The 19,697-nt window shown below is 40.8% G+C and carries 19 protein-coding genes and 1 riboswitch; of the genes, 5 read left to right on the top strand and 14 right to left on the bottom strand.

Annotated features, from left to right (window positions below; all coding sequences use genetic code 11):
• Positions 1-17: 17 nt before the first annotated feature.
• Positions 18-482 (bottom strand): divergent PAP2 family protein, encoded by a 465-nt coding sequence (locus BK139_RS16450; RefSeq protein ID WP_035333569.1) that lies wholly within the window; start codon positions 480-482, stop codon positions 18-20.
• Positions 483-706: 224 nt separating this feature from the next.
• On the opposite strand from BK139_RS16450, the gene sspL reads away from it, so the two are divergent.
• Positions 707-844, top strand: coding sequence for a small, acid-soluble spore protein L (sspL, locus tag BK139_RS16445; RefSeq protein ID WP_026581140.1), 138 nt, complete (start codon positions 707-709; stop codon positions 842-844).
• A 75-nt stretch (positions 845-919) separates the two neighbouring features.
• Here the strand turns inward: sspL and BK139_RS16440 are convergent, their stop codons facing one another.
• The 11 genes from BK139_RS16440 to BK139_RS16395 all read right to left on the bottom strand — a co-directional run bounded on the left by BK139_RS16440 (position 920) and on the right by BK139_RS16395 (position 12,793).
• The gene (locus BK139_RS16440; RefSeq protein WP_076260848.1) at positions 920-1,810 is read right to left on the bottom strand and encodes a 5'-3' exonuclease; all 891 of its coding nucleotides are present in this window, start codon (positions 1,808-1,810) and stop codon (positions 920-922) included.
• A gap of 79 nt (positions 1,811-1,889) precedes the next feature.
• Complete coding sequence (locus BK139_RS16435; RefSeq protein ID WP_048007869.1) at positions 1,890-2,492, bottom strand: hypothetical protein; 603 nt, start codon at positions 2,490-2,492, stop codon at positions 1,890-1,892.
• A 91-nt stretch (positions 2,493-2,583) separates the two neighbouring features.
• On the bottom strand, positions 2,584-3,420 hold the full coding sequence (locus tag BK139_RS16430; protein ID WP_076260845.1) for a sulfurtransferase: 837 nt from the start codon (positions 3,418-3,420) through the stop codon (positions 2,584-2,586).
• Positions 3,417-3,608 carry a hypothetical protein gene (locus tag BK139_RS24430; protein ID WP_076261070.1) on the bottom strand — a complete coding sequence of 64 codons (192 nt, stop codon included), beginning with the start codon at positions 3,606-3,608 and terminating at the stop codon, positions 3,417-3,419. The genes BK139_RS16430 and BK139_RS24430 overlap by 4 nt, the downstream gene beginning before the upstream one ends.
• Positions 3,609-3,637: 29 nt before the next feature.
• On the bottom strand, positions 3,638-4,387 hold the full coding sequence (locus tag BK139_RS16420) for a nucleotidyltransferase domain-containing protein (RefSeq protein ID WP_076260843.1): 750 nt from the start codon (positions 4,385-4,387) through the stop codon (positions 3,638-3,640).
• A gap of 24 nt (positions 4,388-4,411) precedes the next feature.
• Complete coding sequence (locus BK139_RS16415; RefSeq protein WP_076260841.1) at positions 4,412-8,077, bottom strand: dynamin family protein; 3,666 nt, start codon at positions 8,075-8,077, stop codon at positions 4,412-4,414.
• Between the two features lie 665 nt (positions 8,078-8,742).
• Positions 8,743-9,306, bottom strand: coding sequence for an isoprenylcysteine carboxyl methyltransferase family protein (locus BK139_RS16410; RefSeq protein WP_076260839.1), 564 nt, complete (start codon positions 9,304-9,306; stop codon positions 8,743-8,745).
• Positions 9,307-9,310: 4 nt separating this feature from the next.
• A complete protein-coding gene (locus tag BK139_RS16405; RefSeq protein ID WP_076260837.1) occupies positions 9,311-10,393 on the bottom strand; it encodes a type III polyketide synthase in 1,083 nt (360 codons plus the stop codon).
• A gap of 237 nt (positions 10,394-10,630) precedes the next feature.
• Complete coding sequence (locus BK139_RS24070) at positions 10,631-10,777, bottom strand: hypothetical protein (protein WP_175609143.1); 147 nt, start codon at positions 10,775-10,777, stop codon at positions 10,631-10,633.
• A gap of 106 nt (positions 10,778-10,883) precedes the next feature.
• Positions 10,884-12,194, bottom strand: coding sequence for a nucleobase:cation symporter-2 family protein (locus tag BK139_RS16400; protein WP_076260835.1), 1,311 nt, complete (start codon positions 12,192-12,194; stop codon positions 10,884-10,886).
• Positions 12,191-12,793: a xanthine phosphoribosyltransferase gene (locus BK139_RS16395; RefSeq protein ID WP_076260831.1), complete on the bottom strand. Its 603-nt coding sequence runs from the start codon at positions 12,791-12,793 to the stop codon at positions 12,191-12,193. The genes BK139_RS16400 and BK139_RS16395 overlap by 4 nt, the downstream gene beginning before the upstream one ends.
• A gap of 143 nt (positions 12,794-12,936) precedes the next feature.
• A riboswitch (purine riboswitch) is annotated at positions 12,937-13,038 on the bottom strand.
• A 360-nt stretch (positions 13,039-13,398) separates the two neighbouring features.
• Here BK139_RS16395 and BK139_RS16390 point away from each other — a divergent pair.
• The 3 genes from BK139_RS16390 to BK139_RS16380 are packed head-to-tail and all read left to right on the top strand — an operon-like array spanning position 13,399 to position 15,701.
• The gene (locus BK139_RS16390) at positions 13,399-13,548 is read left to right on the top strand and encodes a hypothetical protein (protein WP_035333553.1); all 150 of its coding nucleotides are present in this window, start codon (positions 13,399-13,401) and stop codon (positions 13,546-13,548) included.
• Between the two features lie 21 nt (positions 13,549-13,569).
• Complete coding sequence (locus BK139_RS16385) at positions 13,570-14,046, top strand: cytochrome c oxidase subunit II (RefSeq protein ID WP_076260829.1); 477 nt, start codon at positions 13,570-13,572, stop codon at positions 14,044-14,046.
• Positions 14,046-15,701, top strand: a complete 1,656-nt coding sequence (locus BK139_RS16380; RefSeq protein WP_076260827.1) for a b(o/a)3-type cytochrome-c oxidase subunit 1 — start codon at positions 14,046-14,048, stop codon at positions 15,699-15,701. The genes BK139_RS16385 and BK139_RS16380 overlap by 1 nt, the downstream gene beginning before the upstream one ends.
• 35 nt (positions 15,702-15,736) lie before the next feature.
• On the opposite strand, the gene BK139_RS16375 is transcribed toward BK139_RS16380, so the two are convergent.
• Together BK139_RS16375 and BK139_RS16370 are read right to left on the bottom strand one after the other, a co-directional pair.
• Positions 15,737-16,654 (bottom strand): DMT family transporter, encoded by a 918-nt coding sequence (locus BK139_RS16375; protein ID WP_076260825.1) that lies wholly within the window; start codon positions 16,652-16,654, stop codon positions 15,737-15,739.
• 65 nt (positions 16,655-16,719) lie between these two features.
• Positions 16,720-18,231, bottom strand: coding sequence for a carboxypeptidase M32 (locus tag BK139_RS16370; protein ID WP_076260823.1), 1,512 nt, complete (start codon positions 18,229-18,231; stop codon positions 16,720-16,722).
• 167 nt (positions 18,232-18,398) lie between these two features.
• Here BK139_RS16370 and BK139_RS16365 point away from each other — a divergent pair, with 167 nt between their 5' ends.
• On the top strand, positions 18,399-19,559 hold the full coding sequence (locus BK139_RS16365) for an MFS transporter (RefSeq protein ID WP_076260821.1): 1,161 nt from the start codon (positions 18,399-18,401) through the stop codon (positions 19,557-19,559).
• Positions 19,560-19,697: the final 138 nt, after the last annotated feature.

Genomic DNA, 19,697 nt, shown 5'->3' with positions numbered 1-19,697 from the left:
TAAGCTCAAGTGAGCACCTATTTTTTCTTTTTAGTAAGAAGGTAGCCAAGTGTTCCGGTTAATACACCCAGGAGTGCTCCGCCTAATACTTCAGCAGGCTGGTGGCCAAGCATTTCCTTCAGCTTTTTTGGACCTTCTTCCTCAAATTTTACAGTTTCATCTTTGTGAATTTTATCAACCAGCTCACCCAGACTGTTTACCTTCAAGGTAAGCTCACCTGTCTGGCGCCTTATACCCTGTGCATCATACATAACGATCAGGCCATAAACCAGTGATAGAGCAAAATCCACCGTCGGTACCCCGCGCTTTAAAGCAATGAACGTGGTTAAAGATGATACGCCTGCCGAATGAGAACTCGGCATGCCTCCTGTCTGGAAAAATAAATCCGGACGCAGTTCTCCCTTTTTCACATAGTGGATCGGAATTTTCAGGCCCTGTGCCAGCCCTATACTTAAAAGAGCAATATAAACTCCCTTATTCATAAAAACTCACCTCATCTTTAGTGTTAAGTATGCAGACTTTTATTATTCCTCCTTCAAACGCTAAATAGATTGGATTTTATGGAGTAATTTAAACCGGATCTGAAGAAATAATTCACCGCATCAGTTGCTAAATTGTACCCTGCCTGTACATGATTAAAACCCGAAGACTTTAACAATAATAAGCTTATCAAATGAAGAATTGCTGGCCTTAGGAGGTGAATCAGATGAGTAAAAACGGACATACAAACAGAGGAAAAAAAGCACCTGGCGTAAACCCGCAAGGATACGGACAGGATGCTGAATTTGCAGAAGAGCCTAAAAGCAAGCTGGAGAATGCAGCGAAGAAGAAAAATACTAAATAATATCAGGATGGCCGCCACGTGCGGCTTTTTTCGATGTATGACTAAAAAAACTCCAGGCTTAGCCTGGAGCTTTATTTATGCATACTCCTTTTTAATATCAAGGAATCTGTGAAGGCCGCGGAATTCAATTTCAGTGAATTTCTCGAGGACCTTTTCACGGTTCATTGTGAATTGGGCGAGGTCAAGAGGGCATTCAACAGGAACGTCGCATTTTATTTCGGCCAGCTGCCTGCTCAAATGGAGCATTTCAAGATCCTGTTCGATCTTGGCACGCTGTCCCTTAGTTAGCTGTTCAAGATTTTCTAATACGCCTTCAATATGCTCAAATTGCTGAAGCAGCTTCAGCGCTGTTTTTTCGCCAATTCCTTTTACCCCCGGGTAATTATCACTCGTATCTCCCATGAAGGCTTTCAGGTCAATCATCTGCTTAGGTGTAATTCCTTTTTCTTCATAAAACGTCTCCGTCGTATGCACAAGGTAATTGCCGTAACCTTTTTGCAGTAAAATGACAGAAATATTGTCATCCAGAAGCTGCAGCATATCCTGATCACCTGTAAGGATCAGAACTTCCGCTTCCTGGCTTGCTTTTTTTGCAATGGTTCCAATGCAATCGTCAGCTTCAAATCCTTCAAGGCCAATATTAGGTACATCAAAGGCTTCCACCACTTCTTTTACCAGATCGAATTGAGGCACAAGTTCATTCGGAGCTTCTGGACGGTTTGCTTTATAGGCACCAAACATTTCCGTTCGGAAGGTTTTGCTGCCCATATCCCAGCATACTGCTACATGTGTCGGATTAAAGGAAGAAACAGCTGTTAAAAAATGTTTAACAAAACCATAAACTCCGTTTGTAGGAATTCCTTTAGAATTTATCATAAATTGACCGGACATTGCTGTTGCAAAATAAGCTCTGAACAGCAGCGCCATTCCATCAACAAGCAGCAGTGAAGGTTTATTCTCGTTCATGTCTCAGCCTCCCCATTATAATCATAACAACTATTATAACATGGGAAACTCTCCATTTCTCTTGAAAAGTTTTACAGAATCAGTCTGTTTCCCTGATCAATTCCACTCCTTGTTCTTCGAGTTCATAGTAAGTCGCGATTCTCGCTTTGCGGATATTATCATTTAGCTGAAATGAATAAGCAGTTCCATCGGAAAAAGTAAAAATTAATTCATCATCTGACATAACACCCATTTTATTTATAACCGTTTGCCTTGCCTGCTGAATTTCGGACCATTCATAATGCTTCTCCTGCAAACTGAGTAAGGTGTTGAAATGCACACCATTTTTATCGATATAGTGATAATAATCAAAACTTAAAATTGCCATCAATAGCGAAATTAAAAACCCTGCTCCCACAAAAACTTTTCCAAACCAGCCGAATTTTTCTGCGCTCTTCATCCAAACTCCCAATATGATAAAAACACCCACAGCTGCCAGACCAATGCTAAATGTCAAATAAGCTGATTTTGGCGCTTCGAATACCCAGGTTCCTTCAGGCCTGTAAAATTGAGCCTGAAATGGCGAAAGTAAAAATATTGGAATAAATATTGCAGATAGTATAAGAATGATTCCCGTTGTGACCAATATTTGCGTTATATCGGTTTTTTGTTTTTTGGTTATGGTGTAACCAGAAGTATTCATATTTTCCCTCCAAAATTTCTAATCTATCAAACATTTTAAATTATATAACAATTTAAACAGTAAAAAAATCCCTTTTTTTAAAGGGATTTCACTATTTTTCGACAGTTCCTATTTTATTGCTGTCATAAGAGATCCAATCGCTGAAGCTTCCGGCATATAATTTAACATGTTTATAGCCGGCTTCCTTTAAAGCAAGAAAATTAGGAGCCGCCGTTACACCAGAGCCGCAATAAACAATAATGGGTTGGTCTTTATCAATACCTGCAAATCGATTCTCCTGTACTTCCGCATCTTTAAATCTTCCATTTTTATATGCTTCAAGCCAAACTTTATTGATTGCTCCAGGAATATGGCCCGCTTTTTTATCAATTGGCTCTTCCAGCCCCAGGTATCTCTTTTCCTCTCTCGAGTCAATTAATACAGCACTTTCCTGATTACCTGCAACGCTTTTAACTTCTTCGTATGAGGCAAATATGTCAGGCTGCAGATCAATATTAAAATCCGCCCGCTCCATGCTGGGAACTTCTTTAGTCAAAGGATAATCGCTTTCAGCCCAATCCTTATATCCGCCGTTCAATACCAAAACTTTCTCATGCCCTAAATACCTGAGCAGCCACCAGAACCTTGCGGCAAAAGCCCCTTCTCCGCCGTCATAGGCAATAACTGTGGTATCTCTGCTGATCCCGGCTTTCTCAAGGACTTTTTTAAGTAGAGCTGGATCCGGAAGGGGATGACGGCCTCCGTGTTCTGCTACCGGACCTGACAGATCTTTCTCCAGATCAAAATACACTGCATGGGGAATATGGCTATGATCATATAAGCTGCGCCCTTCACCTGGCGATCCAAGTTTAAAACGGCAGTCGGCAATTCGGATATTGGGATCATCCAGTTTGGAAAATACCCATTCCTTTTCTGCTAGATACTTCATTTAAGGTTCTCCCCTTTTCTCTTTTCAATCAGGTGTATTATATGTTCCTTTGGTGTCCAGCAATTAAATTGATAGTCAGGCTTTGTCTCATAGCCCAGCCTGCTGCAAAAATAAAACATTCCGGCTTTACGTTTTTCAGGCTGGAAGTTTATGCAGGTTGCACATGCATGAAAAGAATTCTTCTCCATTTGTCTCCCTTTTCTTCTCAGAAATGATTTTAAACCTTCAGCAATTCCCAGAGCCATTCATTCAATCCGGATACCTTGCCTTTTTCTTTAGGCATTGAGTCAGCTGCTGCATAGAGCAGTTCCCTTTCTGACTCCAGTTTCTCCGCCATTTGCATTGCTAAATGCTTTTCGATTATCCTCCCGCTTTGTTTAGCATGAACCATGGTCTGATAAAAGCGGGTGATCTCATCCTCGGGCTTTATGCAAAAGAGACCTGTATACAAAAAATCCCCTTTTACATTACTTTGCTTAAGCAGCTGCCTTGATATGAGGCACGCCCTTACTGCCTGAATCAGCAGCTTTTGTTTCTTAAACGTAAGATTCTCATTTGTTACCGCTTCACCGAGATTCCGGGAAAAAGCCTGAGTGTAATGATGGAATAACTTAAATCTTGAAAACTCTTCTTCCGCAATACTCCTCAGCCTTTCTGAAAAGCCGTTCATATCCTTGTAAATAATAGGTGAGTATGCCCATTCAAATATACTGGGATTGGATTTCTGCATAAGGTCAAATGCTTTAAAGATATCCCAGCCGTGTGCATCATAAGGGGTATCTGTATTGATAACATCTTTTGCGCGTTCAAGGGAAAGATATGTTTTCAGATTCTTATGTTTGAAGATGAAGCGGATATCATAATCCGAATCCGCATCATCTGTCCCCCACGCCCTGCTCCCCGCTTCACAAGCAAAAAGGATATCGATATTATATTTCTCTTCTGCTGTGCACAGCCATTTGTCCATGTGAAAAGCAGCAACCTTTCCAAGTTAGTTTTCGTACTGTGCAATATTCCTCTCAATTTCTTTCAGCTCTTCAATTGGGAAATCATCTTTTAAAGCAGCCGTAATTCCTTCATAATATTCGTTGTTCTGTTCAATCAGCGAATTGAGCAGCCGCTCGAATTCAGTCATCAGCTGGCTGCTGTAATGGAATTTCAGCCTGCTGCTTTCAGCCTGCAGATAACGGTCTGCAGGTTCCTGCAGGTTCTTCTCCAGTTCATCAGCTAATTGCTTGCGCTCATTTTTTTCAAAAAATGCTTTTGGATTTTTAAAGTAGGACAAAGCTTTTTTAAATTGGTTCGGGTCTTCATTGGAAAATGCTGATTCAAATTCAATACTTTCCATTTTTAACGGCTCATATGTGCTAAAAGTCATATCACTGTTTACATTGGAGGCTTTTTTGGAAATAGTCTCCTGCTGCTGAGCGATCAATTTGGATATATAGGATTCAAGCCTTAATGTTGTTGCACGAAGCTCCTGGGCAAAATCAAATCCAAAGCTTGCAAGGAATTCGTCCAGTGCCAATTTAAGCATTTTCTTTAAATTCCTTCCGTCATCTTTTAGAACTGAAGGATTAAATGCCTCCTTAACAAAGTCATAGAAACGAAGAAATACCCTCTGCTTGATGTAAAAGACGAGCTCATCTGTTTCCTGTTCAAGCCTTTGGGAAAGAAGTTCAGGTTTTTGTCCGCTGATAATCGCAGTAATATCCTTATGTTCTTTCTCAAGCTGTTTGAGTTTTCCGATCCGGACTTCTTTATTTTCCTGTGAGGAAGAAATATAAGACCTCAGCTGGGCTAGCAGGCGCTTCCACTCTGTTTCTGCTGATGAAATGGAAATATTCAGCAGATCCTGATTAATAAAGGAGTAAAAGCTTTTTTCAAATGAACTGATATTGGATACTTCCTCTTTACTGCTATCCAGCTTCTCTGCAAGAGCTTGAAGGCTTGAAATGCCAGACAAATTAGGACGGCGGATTCCGTATTGCACCAGCTGTTCTTCAACGTACTGGAGAACCGAATCTTTTTCCTCCTCATTATTGGCAAGGTCAATGGCATTGACAATAAAGAACATCTTATCAAGGGAGAAGGTATCCTTAACCCTTCCCAGCTGGATAAGGAACTCTCTATCCGCTTTTGAGAAGGCATGATTATAATAAGTGACAAAAAGAATAGCATCCGAGTTTTTAATATATTCAAATGCAACCCCGGTATGCCTCGCATTAATCGAATCAGCGCCGGGTGTGTCAACCAGGGTAATTCCCTGCCTTGTCAGTTCACAGTCAAAGTAAACTTCAATCGTTTCAACAAAGCATGATTTTTCTTCATTGGCAACATAATCCCCAAACTCATCCAAGTAAGCTTTAATGATTTTTCCCAGCTTATCTGTGAAGAAATGGTACCCTTTCATAAATGCATTAAGAAATGCAAAGTGTGTCTTTTCACTCGCATCAAAATCCTGGTTTTCCCCAGTGATCTTCTTAATTGCGGCGGCAGCATCATCGAAGTTTCCTGCTGAATAATCAAACACCTTCAAGGAATGATTGATATCATTTAAAAGTGTATGTGAATCTTTAACCTTAACAAGAACGGTTCCATGTTTATTTTCATCTGTAACAGGCTTAATCTTGTTGATAGCAGCTGTCGTCGGATTCGGTGAAACAGGAAGAAGCTTATTCCCGATCAAAGCGTTGGCAAAGGAAGACTTCCCTGCACTAAATGCACCAAAAAGGGCAACTGTAAATTCTTTGCTATCAAGCCTTGATGCTTTATCTGCCAAATCAGCTGCAAGCTTTCTGAAGCCCGGGAGCTCCTTTACTTCATTAGCAGTATATCGAAGCTTTTCAATAACAGGCTGTACTGCAACTGCAGAAACCGCTTCCTTTTCAGGCTCTTCATCAGGTGACTGTTCAGATTTCCGGGTTGCCTGTTCTTTCTCAGCTTTATCTTCATTCAGGAAAACAACTTCAGCTTCATCAACTTCTTCTGCTGCAAGCATATGGGCTTTTTCCTGAAACTCATGAGTATTAAATTCACCAGTCAAATAGACGTTCATTCCCGCTGATGCCTTATTAATTTTTTCATGGATGGCCTTTAACGCATTTAATGCTTCAGCGTAAGCATTAAGGGTGTGAATTTCATTGACCAGCGCAGTTTGTTCCTGGCTGTTATTTTCTTCGAGTGCTTCTAGAAGTGCATTCTTTAAAGAAGCTGCGTTCTTTTTGGCAATTCTCTTTACAGCCTCAGCTGTGTCGTTTGTATATTGCAGAACATAATCACCTGAAACCATTGCCCCGGATTTTACCGTTTCAGCTAAAACAGCTGGTTCAAAGTTAAGCTTGAAACTCTGAACTTGTGCAAGTTTTTCAGAATCATGGATACTATGCTTCTTGAACTGCTGTAAAAACAGCTCCTTTATATGCCACTCCAGCTGAGATTTAACATTTTCTGATAAATCCTCATAGAAGCGGTCAAGCCTCAATGACCTTTCCTGCTCCGTTTTCTGTTTGCTGAAAAACAGGCCAACCTTAAAGGAGGGCTGGCACGATTCAAGATATGATTCAGCCAGTTCCCTCGTTTGGAAAGGCATTAAATAAGCATTTTTCAAAATCTCATCTAATTTACCGGTTACCTCTATATCAGCTTCATGTAAGGAAGAATTCAGCTTATTTAACTGGTTCTCCAGGTCTTCCAGTCTGCCGGGAAGCTGCTCCCTGTCATCCTGATCAAGTTCTGCCAGTTTTTCTTCCCAGTCAGCTTTTTCAGCTGCATGAGAGTCTCTTAAAAACTCAAGATGATCCTCTGTTAATTTCTTCAAAGAATTAAAAACAGACTGAGGCAAAAGTTCTTCACGATCAGCGATGCTGCTGTTAATAAAGCTCTGAAGTTCCTTAAAATCGTTTGCCTGATGGTTCTCGTCTTTTAACGTGGTGTAAAAAATCCGGGCAGGCTTTACTCCCCAGGATGCAAATGAATCCTTTACACTTTTTTTGAATTGCTCAAAGCTGAGTTCTTCATCGCGATGTTTATCAATTTGATTGATAACAAGATAAACATCTTTTCCTGCTGCCGTCAGTTCTTTCGTAAAAAGAAAATTTAATTCTGACTGAACATGGTTGTAATCCATTACATAAAAAATGAGGTCAGCTAAATGAAGAGCAGATTCAGTAGCAATTCTATGCGCATCATCAGTGGAATCGATTCCGGGTGTATCCATAATCACTGCCTTCTTTGGCAAGCTGGCGGCAGAATGGCTTATTTCAATGGAATGGATAGAATCGCCATCTTTGCAATAGGATTTTACCTGTCCGTAATCATATGGAGCAGGATAAAGCCTTGGCTTTCCTTCCTTAAAAATTACTTTTGCATAATCTTCCTCACCTGATTTGACTTTGACCAGATTGGCACTGGTTGGAATTGGCGAGGAAGGAAGAAGATCTTCACCTGCCAGCCTGTTGATCATGCTTGATTTTCCGGCAGAAAAGTGCCCGCAAAAAGCGATGGCAAATTCCTGGTTCGTTAGCTTAATCACGAGATCCTTAGCTCTTTGGGCTGTCTCGGCATCTCCATTTCTCTGGGCAAATGTATATATAGCAGTTATTCTGTTTATTAATTCAGTTTGCTGCAATCCTGGTTGCAAAATCGTGTCGGCCATTTCCATTAATCCCCTTGTAACTATAATTTACATCCTATTTTAAATGATTTTTGTTTATTTTCCTATACAGGATGGATTAATCTTTGATTTTTCTAATTTTTATCAGCAAATCAGTTTCTGCTGTTATTCTATGTTCTATTTTCAAATTACTGCTTATAAATTGTTTGTCTTACAATTTAGCCCGTTGATTTCCGCTGCAGGCACTCGCTTTCCGCGGGGCGGGCGCTGAGCCTCCTCAACGCTAAGCGTCTCCGGGGTCTCACCTATCCCGCTGCTCCCACTGGACGTTGAATAAGCTTCCCTGAAAAAACACCGCACGAAGAAAATGCGATAGCATTTTCGAGGATCTCGCGCCTTCCGCTCCAATCAACTCAGTGCATTCATGTATTTAACTTCTAAAAACCTATTTAAACAGACGATATGAAAACAAAAACCAGGCATAGATAGCCTGGTTTCAATAAGTAGTTATTATCTTGTATGTGGTCTAGCTACGTTATTTAAAACATGTTTCATAACAAGTGAGTAGGCAGCAATTGTGCCGGCAACGAATAGAATTGTCATATGTAGCAGCACCTTCCTGTTGGAATGATATTGAGAATAATTTTCAAATTCAATTAGAAGTTTATCACGAACGATAATCATTTTCAATAGGGAATTTAAAATTGTCAAACTTTTTTAATATCTTCTTTAAGGTCAGGCCGTAACCGTAAAAAGGCTTCTTCGTATTCTGTCAATTCCTTCAGTGCTTTTTCCTCTTCTGGTATTCTGACAGAAAGCACCATTATGTTTAGCAGAGTAAAAACAGCTGCCGTTATATAAGCCTGATATATTAAAGGAATCAAGAGAAATTCAGCAGCTACAATGGCATAGTTGGGATGCTTTATAAACCGGTATGGCCCTCTTCTGACTACCTTAGCTCCCGGCAGGACGATAATTTTTGTATTCCAGTATTTCCCCAAAGAAAACAGCGCCCATATCCTCCCCGCCTGGGTAAGGAAGAACAGAATCAGCAATATGGGCCAAAAAGGCGACAGATCTTTTTCAAAGATAAATACTTCAAGAGGATAGCAGACAAAAAATAAAGCGTGAACCGCAACGATCCAAGGATAGTGCCGCTGGCCAAATTCCAGTGCTCCCCTGTCTTTCATCCACTTTTCATTACTCCGGGCTACAGCAAGCTCTGCTGCCCTTTGCAAAATGATGAAGGTAATAAAAATTAAGAACAGCATGTATTCACTCCCATTCCAGCAGCAGTAATTCCGAGCTGAATCCCGGTCCGAGTGCAGTTGCCAGCCCGATATCTCCCTGTCTGCCGATCTTCATAAACCTTTTGAGTACGTAAAGAATAGTTGCAGATGACATATTACCGAACTCCCTTAATACATCAAGTGAAATCTCTGTCATACAAGGGTCAAATTGCAGCGATTTCTGATAAGCATCAATGACTTTTTTTCCGCCGGGATGGGCAACAAAGTGGTTTATCTCTTCCATTTCTATGCCTTTTCCCCTTAGAAACTCCGTTACATTGGGCTTTAGCCATCCCTCTATTATGGATGGGATGTCCTTTGAGAAGACCACATATAAACCCTCATTCTTCACTTCCCAGCCCATTACATCCAAAGAATTTCGCTTGGTTGTTGATTGGGTTCCCCGAATTCCGGGAATGGACGACAGCTTTTGAAAATCCCTTTGTACTTTATCACCTGTTATAAGCGCACATGCTGCACCATCAGCAAATAGAGAGGTCCCGATAAGATTGCTTTTTGACCGGTCATTGCGCTGAAAAGTCAAACTGCATAATTCTATACTTAAAACCAGTACCTTCGCTTCAGGGAAAGCCAGACAATACTCATAGGCTCTTGAAAGCCCTGATGCCCCGCCTGCACATCCCAGCCCCCATATCGGAATTCGTTTCGTATGCTCAGAAAATGGAAGCTTATTCATGATTCTTGCTTCAATACTTGGAGTGGCAATCCCTGAACTTGAGATAGTAAAGATGGCGTCGATCTCATCGCACGGAAGGTTTCTGGTCAGGAAAAGATCATTTTCCAGGCAGCGCTTTATTGCCCTTGTTCCCAGTTCAATAGACTGCTCAATATATGTATTGTTTCGTTCTTCAAATGATTTATCTGTTTTGAACCATTCCAGTCCCTTTGCAAAGTGCCGCTTCTCAATTTGGCCGTTGTGGAAAGCTTTTAATAGCCGTTCAATATCCTTAAAGGAACCGGAAAATAAATCTCTGGCAAAATCCATTACCTGATCTTGTGTCAGAACATGTTCAGGTATTGCCTCCGCTACTGATACAATTGCTGGCATAGATGACTCTCCTTCTATTTCTTTCTGTTAATTTTTCCAAATAAAAGCAATTTATGTTTCAAAATTGGATAAAGAGCAAAAAAAAAGCTTCCCCCATTAGGAGGAAGCAATGTGTTTTGAAGGAGTTGTTGTGCATCTTTATTATAAATGAATCATTAAATGAATAGCATTACTAAATCTTTTCCAATTAACATTTTGGGTGCCGCGCCAATCCATGAAGTGCAGGCCCTTGGGCAGTTATTCTGATGCATCCAATCCATTATGGTTTTTATGATGCTTTTGAACTTCTATATATATTTTTTTCGTCACCAGGATACCGCAAGCAGCACAAACTTCTTCTTCATTATATAAAAGCCGGCAGTTATCACAATAATATTTCTCCATCCCATTACACTCTCTTTCTTCCGAGAAACATCGCTTCGGAAATGTAAAAATACCGATAGAATATTATATTGATTTCCAATATTATTGTGATTGCCGCAAAGAAGAATTATAAAGCCTTCTGCTCCGCAAGAGAAGCACGCTGAACTGCTTTTTTTCCTTTAACAACATTGAAAACGATATTTAAAAGGATGGCCGTCACACTGCCTGCCACTATCCCGTTATCCGTCAGGATCCGCACACTCGAAGGCATTTGCGCGAATAGTTCAGGAACGGCTGTTACACCCAGCCCCATCCCGACAGAGCAGGCAATGATCAATAAATTTTCCTGGGAGGAGAACTCTACTTTGCTGAGCATTTTTATTCCATAGGCGACTACCATACCGAACATGGCAACCATTGCGCCTCCTAATACTGGAGTTGGAATAATGGTTGTCAATGCACCGATTTTCGGAACCAGTCCAAGCAGTACAAGGAACGCACCTGCTGTATATATAACATTCTTTGTTTTTACGCCTGACAGCTGAAGAAGTCCGACGTTTTGAGAATAGGTTGTATAAGGAAATGCATTAAAGACAGCACCAAGAATAATGGCAAGCCCTTCTGCACGATATCCATTCGAGAGGTCCTTTTCTTCCAATTTCTCTTCACAGATATCTCCCAGTGCAAAGTATACGCCTGTAGATTCAACTAAACTGACCATTGCTACTAGAATCATAGTCAGGATGGCTGTCACCTCAAAGGTCGGCATACCAAAATAGAAAGGTGATGGCATATGGAACCAGGAAGCGTCTCCAACAGCCGTGAAATCGACCATGCCCATAAAATAGGATGCTATGGTTCCTGCAGCCAATCCCAGCAAAATGGCAATCGCCCGGATAAAGCCATTAAAGAAACGGAAGAGAATAATAATGAACAGCAAAGTTCCAAAAGCCAATGCGATGTTTGTCATCGAACCAAAATCCGGGCTTCCCTGTCCGCCGGCCATATTATTCATGGCAACAGGAATTAACGTAATCCCGATAATTGTAACTACTGACCCTGTCACAACAGGCGGGAAAAATTTCACCAGTTTTCCAAAATACTTTGAAACAGCTACCACAAAAATACCGGAAACCAGTATAGACCCATAGATTGCCGGTATTCCATACTGTCCGCCAATCGCAATCATTGGTCCAACAGCCGTAAATGTGCAGCCAAGTACGACCGGCAGCCCAATTCCAAAGAATCTGCTGCGCCATACTTGAAGCAGTGTTGCAATTCCGCACATAAAAATATCAATTGAAACCAAATAGGTAAGCTGTTCCCCGGTTAATCCCAGTGCCCCACCTACAATCAACGGTACAATGACCGCGCCTGCGTACATGGCAAGGACATGCTGAATTCCGAGCGAAGCAATTTTAATAGGATTCTGATTCATCGCAACAATTCCTCCATTTTCTCTGATGTTTTTTCAAAGCTGATCATGCCATTTTCAAGAGAGTCAATAATTGCTAAAGATTCGACCCGGAATCCATTCTCTCTCAGCTGCTGTCCGCCATTTTGAAAGCCTTTTTCAATAACAATTCCTATCCCTGCGACTGCTGATCCCGCTTTTTGGGCTATTTCGGCAAGACCTAATGCAGCCTGTCCATTCGCTAGAAAATCATCAATGATCAGAAGATTATCCTCTTCTGAAAGATATTTCCTTGAAACAGAGATTTCACTTGTTTCTTCCTTTGTAAAAGAATAGACAGAAGCTGTAATCAGGTCATTTACCAGAGTGAGTGATTTTCTTTTTCTCGCAAATACAACCGGGACATTCAGATGAAGTCCCGCCATTACAGCTGGTGCAATCCCTGAAGATTCGATTGTCAATATTTTTGTAATCCCGCTGTTTGAGAATCTATCTGCAAATTCTCTCCCGACTTCATGCATAAGCTGAGGATCTATTTGGTGATTCAGAAATGAATCCACCTTTAAGACTGAAGGTGATAAAACAACCCCTTCGCTTTTTATTTTTTCAATGAGCATATCCATTTTGCGTCCTCCTCTGTGATAGAAAGCCTTCAGGTCCATAAAAAAAGCCTGAGGCCCATTGCATTCACAACATAAAAATGAGTGAAGCAATGGCCTTCAGGCTGGAAGTTTAGCTGCAGGCAAACAGGGATGACAAACAAACGCCCTGGTCATTGCTCACTCATAGTCGAATTATTTACGGTAATCCGGTAGAAACTTGCGAGCCATATCCTCGCGATTATATGAGTGAATGTTATTAATTTATTAACATTATAACATCATTTCCTGATACTTCAACAAAAACCTTCATACAAAGACGAACCAAAATAATATTTTTTCTATAATCGTTCGTAAATTGGACAGTTTATTATTTTAAGTATGATTTTTTTCTATAATTAGTACCTCTTTTGAAGACAAATGTAAACCTTCACATTTATTTCACAATTTACAACTATGTTTTGTGATTTAAATCACTTAAATATCAATTTTTCACCATTATCATAGTGTTTAAGTTACGAATGAACAATTTGTGAACTCACCAAAAGCATCTAGAATCTTCCTAAATGTTTTGTATTATGAAAGTGTAATCATTTACTTTTTCCAATTTTCGAAAGGAGTGAAGGAAAATGGCGAAAACGGAACTCAGCCGCAAAACAAAAACTGAAATAGAGGATAGCTCTTCCTTAAAGGGAACGTTAGCTTCCGTTTTCTTATTGGGATTCTTCCTGATCATTACATGGGTAGGCGTTTATCTATTATTTATCAGCCGCTTTTAAAGTTAGAAAGGGGAAAAAGCCATGCATATGCATAAGTTTGAAAAAGCCTGGCTCACTTTTGGAATCGGATCGCTGCTTGTTTTTTTAACAGTACTGGGAGTCAGCGCATTTTACCTGGGCAATCAGCCTCCAAGCTGTTTGGCAACCATTGATCCTGAAAAGGTCGATACTACCGTTCCATTTAATGAGCCTGGATTGAAAAAGGTAGAAGGAAAAGATTGGGATTACGAATTGATATACGTAGCATCTGCGTTTTCCTACAGCCCAGCTGAAGTAGAGGTCCCATATGGAGCTAAAGTGAAAATTATCGCTACAACCAAAGACGTTGTCCACGGTTTTGAAGTTGCTGGATCGAATATCAACATGATGCTTGAACCCGGATATATCAGTGAACATGTGACAACATTTGATAAAACAGGCGAATACTTAATTGTATGTAATGAATATTGCGGTGTTGGTCACCACATGATGTCGTCTAAAATTAAGGTGGTGGAATAATGTTTAATCCTTCAGCAAAATTAAAAGTTGACCCTCGTGACGCAAAATTGGCAATGGCTCACTTTTTCGTTGCTTTTACAGCTTTAGCAATAGGCGGCCTAGCCGGATTATTGCAGACTTTGGTCCGCTCCGGTAAATTCGAGCTCCCGGCAGGCATCGGGTATTACCAGATCCTCACGGTTCACGGTGTTGTATTGGGACTTGTACTTACTACTTTTTTTATAATGGGCTTCCAGTTAGCTGCAACAAGCAAAACATCAGGGACCCTTACAAATAAACAGCGCATTACCGGCTGGATCGGTTTTTGGCTGATGACAGCGGGAACTGTTCTTGCAGCTGTTATGATTCTGCTGAATGAGGCTACAGTTCTTTATACTTTCTATGCTCCTCTTCAGGCACATGCATTGTACTATATCGGTTTAACACTTGTCATAGTGGGAAGCTGGATTGACGGGGCAGCAATCATTATGAAGTATGCAGAATGGCGCAGGAAAAATCCTGGCCAGCCGAGTCCGTTATTAACCTTCATGTCATTGGTCAACACGATGATGTGGATTGTGGCAACAATCGGTGTAGCATCCACCGTTATTTTCCAGTTTCTTCCATGGTCGTTAGGATTTGTAGAGACCGTAAATATCGGTGTCAGCCGAACTCTATTCTGGTATTTCGGGCATCCGCTTGTATACTTCTGGCTATTGCCGGCTTATATGGCCTGGTATGTTGTCATTCCAAAAGTCATCGGCGGAAAGATTTTCTCTGATTCATTGGCACGTATGTCTTTTATATTATTCCTGCTGTTCTCAATCCCTGTCGGATTTCACCATCAATTAATGGAGCCGGGAATTGATCCGGCATGGAAGTTCCTGCAGGTTATCTTAACATTCCTGGTTGTCATTCCATCTTTAATGACTGCATTTTCTTTATTTGCTACTTTCGAAAGCTTTGGCCGTTCAAAAGGGGCCACAGGGTTATTTGGATGGGTTAAGAAACTTCCTTGGGGAGATGCGCGATTTGTCGTTCCATTCATTGGGATGGTAGCCTTTATCCCTGCGGGTGCAGGCGGGATCGTCAACGCCTCCCACCAGATGAACCAGGTAGTTCATAATACAATTTGGGTAACCGGTCACTTTCACTTAACAGTGGCAACATCTGTAATGCTTACATTCTTTGGGGTTTCCTACTGGCTTATTCCTCATCTGACTGGAAGAACATTAACCAAAGCAATGAATAAATTAGGGATCATCCAGGCAGTTATCTGGTCAATCGGAATGACATTCATGTCCGGTGCCATGCATGCTGTGGGTCTGCTTGGAGCACCGCGCCGTTCATCCTATTCAGAATATGGCGGAGCAGCACAAGCAGCAGAATGGATTCCATACCAGGTTGCACAGGCAATCGGCGGATCTATCCTCTTCATTGGCATAATTTTAATGATTTATATCTTTATCAACCTTGCATTCTTCGCACCAAAGGGCGAGCAGGAATTCCCTGTCGGAGAAGCGGCTGATGAGGCGGAAAAAGCGCCGATGGTATTCGAAAACTGGAAGCTGTGGCTCGGAATTACTGTTGTTCTTATTCTATTTGCCTACACTATTCCATTTATCGATTTGATTCAAAATGCACCTCCAGGGGCTAAAGGATATAAGTTATGGTAAAAAAAACACTCCGGTCTAAATTTGACCGGAGTATTTTAATGATCTAACTTGCTCTCAGCTGTCATTCCCGCGTTTTTCCTTCTTGCAGGCAAATTCACAATAATAACCGAACTGAGTATCAGCAAAGCACCGCAAATCTGGACTGCACTGAGATTTTCCCCGTAAAGAGTCACTCCTAAAAGCATGGCCACGACTGGTTCCACTGTAGCGATCACAGCTGCTTTGCTTCCATCTGTTTTTTCCAGTCCCCAAGTGTAAACAAAATAGGCCAGAACCGTAGGCACAAACCCTAAACCAATACTAAGAAACAAAACTTCAGCGTTCAAAAAAACTGAAGCTTTGGTCCATAGCTTTGTTACCGGGATCAGAAATACCGAAGCAACTAGGAATGTATAAAGCGTAACTGTAAAGGGATGATACTTTCTTAACGCAAATTTCCCGAAGATTGTATAAAGTGCATAGCCAAACCCGGCACCTAATCCCGTTAAAATGCCAACCAGTGTAATATCACTGCTGCCCGCTGATATTCCGGCAACTAAAATGCAGCCCACAAGAGTGCCTGCCACTGCTGAAATCTTTCTTAGATTTATCCCTTCCTTTAGGAACAGGTAAGATAATAAAGTCACAAATGCCGGAGCGGTGTAAAGCAGAACGACTGCCAATGAAATGCTGATCTGGTTCATCGCTGTGAAATAACAATAATTAAAAAAGACAATGCTCAGTATTCCGGTTCCAGCAAAAAAACGGATGTCAGCGGCAGATTCCAGTTTAAAACAGTTCCGGAAACGCATCATTCCGATTAGAACGAGAAATATAGCTGCAAAAAACACTCTTACAGCCACAATTTCCATAGCTGAGAATCCATATTTCCCGAGCCCTTTAACAAATACTGCAATAACACCCCATAAACTTGCTCCTAACGCAATCATTAGAAATGGAAGTAATTTCTTCATTTGGTCTCTCCATGAAGTAAGAGGATGGCTGAGGCCACCCCCTTACTAAAATTATGTTCAAACATTTATTTCAGCTGATACACCTTGCCGTACTTATCATACAGATAATCAATTAAATGCTGGGCATTCAGGCCTTCTCCCGTTACATCATTTAAAATTTCAAGCGGTTTTTTCATCTTGCCGAACTGGTGCACATTCTTAGTGAACCATTCTTTGATCGGAAGTAAATTACCCTCTTCAAGCAATTCATCATAATTTGGCAAGTCCTTTAACATACTGTTTTTCAGCTGTGCTGCATACATGTATCCCAAAGCGTATGAAGGGAAATAACCGAAGCTTCCCCCTGCCCAGTGAACATCCTGAAGAACGCCTTCTCCGTCATTCTCTGGCTTTACTCCCAGGTATTGTTCATATTTTTCATTCCAGATCGCTGGAAGGTCTTTAACTTCAATTTCATCGTTAAACAAGCCTTTTTCAATTTCATAACGGATGATGATATGAAGCGGATATGTTAATTCATCTGCCTCAATACGGATTAAAGATGGCTTTGATTCATTAATTGCACGATAAAAAGAATCTATTGAGACAGCATCAAATTGACCGCTTGCATATTCTTTAAGAAGTTCATAATTCTTTTTCCAGAATGAAAGATGTCTTCCAACAAAGTTTTCATAAAATAGTGACTGTGATTCATGAATTCCCATGGATGTGCCAGAGCATAGCGGAGTTCCTACCAGGTCAGAAGAAATATTTTGTTCATAAAGAGCATGCCCGCCTTCATGAATCGTGCCAAATACAGCTGTCCGGAAATCAGTTTCATCATATTTGGTGGTTACTCGGACATCACCGGGATTTAAACCTGTTGCAAAGGGATGAACGGTTTCATCGAGACGTCCCGCTTTAAAGTTATAGCCCATTTGATCAAGAACTTTAAGGCTGAAATCCCGCTGTTTGTCCTTGGAAAAATGTTCAAATAAAAAGCTGGTTTCCGGTTTATTCTGTGAGTCAGAAATCTGCTGAACAAGCGGAACAATTTTTTCCCTCAGCTGCCCGAACACCTGATCAAGCGTTTCAACGGTGACACCAGGTTCATACATATCCAGAAGAGTATTATATTTATTTCCTTCATATCCCCAATAAGAAATGAATCTTTTATTCATTTCAACAAGCTTTTCCAAATAAGGCTGGAACATTTCAAAATCTGAGCTTGCCTTTGCATCTTCCCAAATACTTTCAGCCCTGGATTGCAGGATGACATATTCGGTATATTCCTCCGCAGGAATTTTTTTATTCCGGTCATAATCCTTTTTACATTCTTCCAGTGTTTTCACAGTTACTTCAGAAAGATTTTCCCGGCCGGAGAGTTTCGCTATGTATGCTGCCATTTCCTCAGAAGTGGACATTCTGAAAACTTCTGAAGAAATCATTCCAATCACTTCGGAGCGCTGTTCCATTCCCTGCTTGGGTGCGCCTGTCCTCATATCCCAATACATCAGCCCGATCGCTTCATTATAGGCCGTCATTTTTTTGACATAATCCAGGAATTGCTGTTCTGTCTGTTTAAGTGATTCTGTCACAATTTTTCCCCCTTTGTATCTATTACAGTTTCATTTTATCATATTTTTCTGAAAAGGCAGTCTCTATAAGCTTTTTCTTACCTTTGCTCTTTGGCTGTTTTTCTTTTTCACCTGGCTGTCAAAGAGTTATAATGGTGGAAAGTGAACTAACCGGAAAGTGAGATAGCATGAAATATTTGATTTATTTTATCGTTATAGCAGCATTTATTGATACATTTTCTCAGCTTCCTATAATGAGCCCCTTTGCGATGTCATATTATCCATCACCCGCCTTTGCGGGAATGATTGTTGGGATGTATTCCTTCTCGAATATGATAGGCAATATTTTAGCCGGCTATTGGATAGATAGAAGCGGAGCAAAAAGGGTTCTTGTGTCCGGTCTATCATTAACCGGAATCATTTTAGTCCTGTATACCTTTACTGATTCACCCCTCCAATTAATCTCAGTAAGATTTCTTCACGGGTTATTTGGCGGATTCCTGGTCCCTGCGGCTTTTACAATCATTTCAAACCTCGGAACTTCAGACAAACAAGGTAAAAAAATGGCTGTATCAGGCGCAGCTGTCGGCTGTTCAGCCATTATAGGACCCGCTTTTGGGGCAGTCATTGCTTCTAATTACAGCATAAACTGGGTCTTTTTAATTATAGCGGCAACAATGATCAGCAGCGCAGTCATTGCCTTTGTGTTTCTGCCTGCAGAGACTATGAAAAATGTAAAAAAAGAGAGCTCCCATGAGAAAATGCTTCCATTACTTAAAAATCCTATGCTCACTGCAAGTTATTTAGGAGCCTTTTCTCTTATGTTTGCTCAAGGGACACTTGCCTATCTTCTTCCTCTTCAGGTAGAAGCGATGCAAATTGATGCGATGTACAGCGGAATATTATTAAGCACTTTCGGAATAACTGCAATTCTTATTTTTCTGCTGCCCATTAATAAAATTTTTGATAAATATAAGCATCACAATAGCATGCTTTCTGGCATGGTGATCATAGGAATTGCATTAATCCTGCTAAGTTCAGCATCTTCTCTTGGATTCATGTTTTTATGCATGGTTCTTTACGGCACCGGGTTTGCTCTTCTATTCCCATCCATTAATGCCCTTATAGCCAATCATACAACTGAAAAAACAAGAGGAAAGGCATTCGGCCTCTTCTATGCCTTTTTTTCTTTAGGTGTGGTAGCCGGTTCCACCATATTAGGTTTCTTGAGAGTAACATTCAACATAGGTTTTTTAATCGCCGCAGCCATTTTATTGTTAACTGTATGCGGCATGTCCATATACTTTAAAAAGAGAAGTCCCCAAATATTAAAAAGCGGGAGTGACTGAAAATGAAAGAATTAGTAGGCAGCTGCGCTGTTTGCGGGAAAGACCTATACTGTCTAGATGGATTCTTCAATGGAGTCCATAATGAAAAAAATGAAACTATCTGTTTTGAATGTATGGAGAAACAGGAAGAATCCGCAG

Source organism: Paenibacillus sp. FSL R5-0490 (assembly GCF_001956215.1).
In the GTDB taxonomy this organism is placed as follows: Bacteria; Bacillota; Bacilli; order Bacillales; family Cytobacillaceae; genus Cytobacillus.
The sequence above is the reverse complement of the archived record's forward strand: the minus strand, read 5'-3'. Positions and strand labels throughout refer to the sequence as shown.

Excerpts from the sequence above, each read along its gene's own strand:
- BK139_RS16450 (WP_035333569.1), bottom strand. The coding sequence starts at position 482 with ATGAATAAGGGAGTTTATATTGCTCTTTTAAGTATAGGGCTGGCACAG.
- sspL (WP_026581140.1), top strand. The coding sequence starts at position 707 with ATGAGTAAAAACGGACATACAAACAGAGGAAAAAAAGCACCTGGCGTA.
- BK139_RS16440 (WP_076260848.1), bottom strand. The coding sequence starts at position 1,810 with ATGAACGAGAATAAACCTTCACTGCTGCTTGTTGATGGAATGGCGCTG.
- BK139_RS16435 (WP_048007869.1), bottom strand. The coding sequence starts at position 2,492 with ATGAATACTTCTGGTTACACCATAACCAAAAAACAAAAAACCGATATA.
- BK139_RS16430 (WP_076260845.1), bottom strand. The coding sequence starts at position 3,420 with ATGAAGTATCTAGCAGAAAAGGAATGGGTATTTTCCAAACTGGATGAT.
- BK139_RS24430 (WP_076261070.1), bottom strand. The coding sequence starts at position 3,608 with ATGGAGAAGAATTCTTTTCATGCATGTGCAACCTGCATAAACTTCCAG.
- BK139_RS16420 (WP_076260843.1), bottom strand. The coding sequence starts at position 4,387 with ATGGACAAATGGCTGTGCACAGCAGAAGAGAAATATAATATCGATATC.
- BK139_RS16415 (WP_076260841.1), bottom strand. The coding sequence starts at position 8,077 with ATGGCCGACACGATTTTGCAACCAGGATTGCAGCAAACTGAATTAATA.
- BK139_RS16410 (WP_076260839.1), bottom strand. The coding sequence starts at position 9,306 with ATGCTGTTCTTAATTTTTATTACCTTCATCATTTTGCAAAGGGCAGCA.
- BK139_RS16405 (WP_076260837.1), bottom strand. The coding sequence starts at position 10,393 with ATGCCAGCAATTGTATCAGTAGCGGAGGCAATACCTGAACATGTTCTG.
- BK139_RS24070 (WP_175609143.1), bottom strand. The coding sequence starts at position 10,777 with ATGGAGAAATATTATTGTGATAACTGCCGGCTTTTATATAATGAAGAA.
- BK139_RS16400 (WP_076260835.1), bottom strand. The coding sequence starts at position 12,194 with ATGAATCAGAATCCTATTAAAATTGCTTCGCTCGGAATTCAGCATGTC.
- BK139_RS16395 (WP_076260831.1), bottom strand. The coding sequence starts at position 12,793 with ATGGATATGCTCATTGAAAAAATAAAAAGCGAAGGGGTTGTTTTATCA.
- BK139_RS16390 (WP_035333553.1), top strand. The coding sequence starts at position 13,399 with ATGGCGAAAACGGAACTCAGCCGCAAAACAAAAACTGAAATAGAGGAT.
- BK139_RS16385 (WP_076260829.1), top strand. The coding sequence starts at position 13,570 with ATGCATATGCATAAGTTTGAAAAAGCCTGGCTCACTTTTGGAATCGGA.
- BK139_RS16380 (WP_076260827.1), top strand. The coding sequence starts at position 14,046 with ATGTTTAATCCTTCAGCAAAATTAAAAGTTGACCCTCGTGACGCAAAA.
- BK139_RS16375 (WP_076260825.1), bottom strand. The coding sequence starts at position 16,654 with ATGAAGAAATTACTTCCATTTCTAATGATTGCGTTAGGAGCAAGTTTA.
- BK139_RS16365 (WP_076260821.1), top strand. The coding sequence starts at position 18,399 with ATGAAATATTTGATTTATTTTATCGTTATAGCAGCATTTATTGATACA.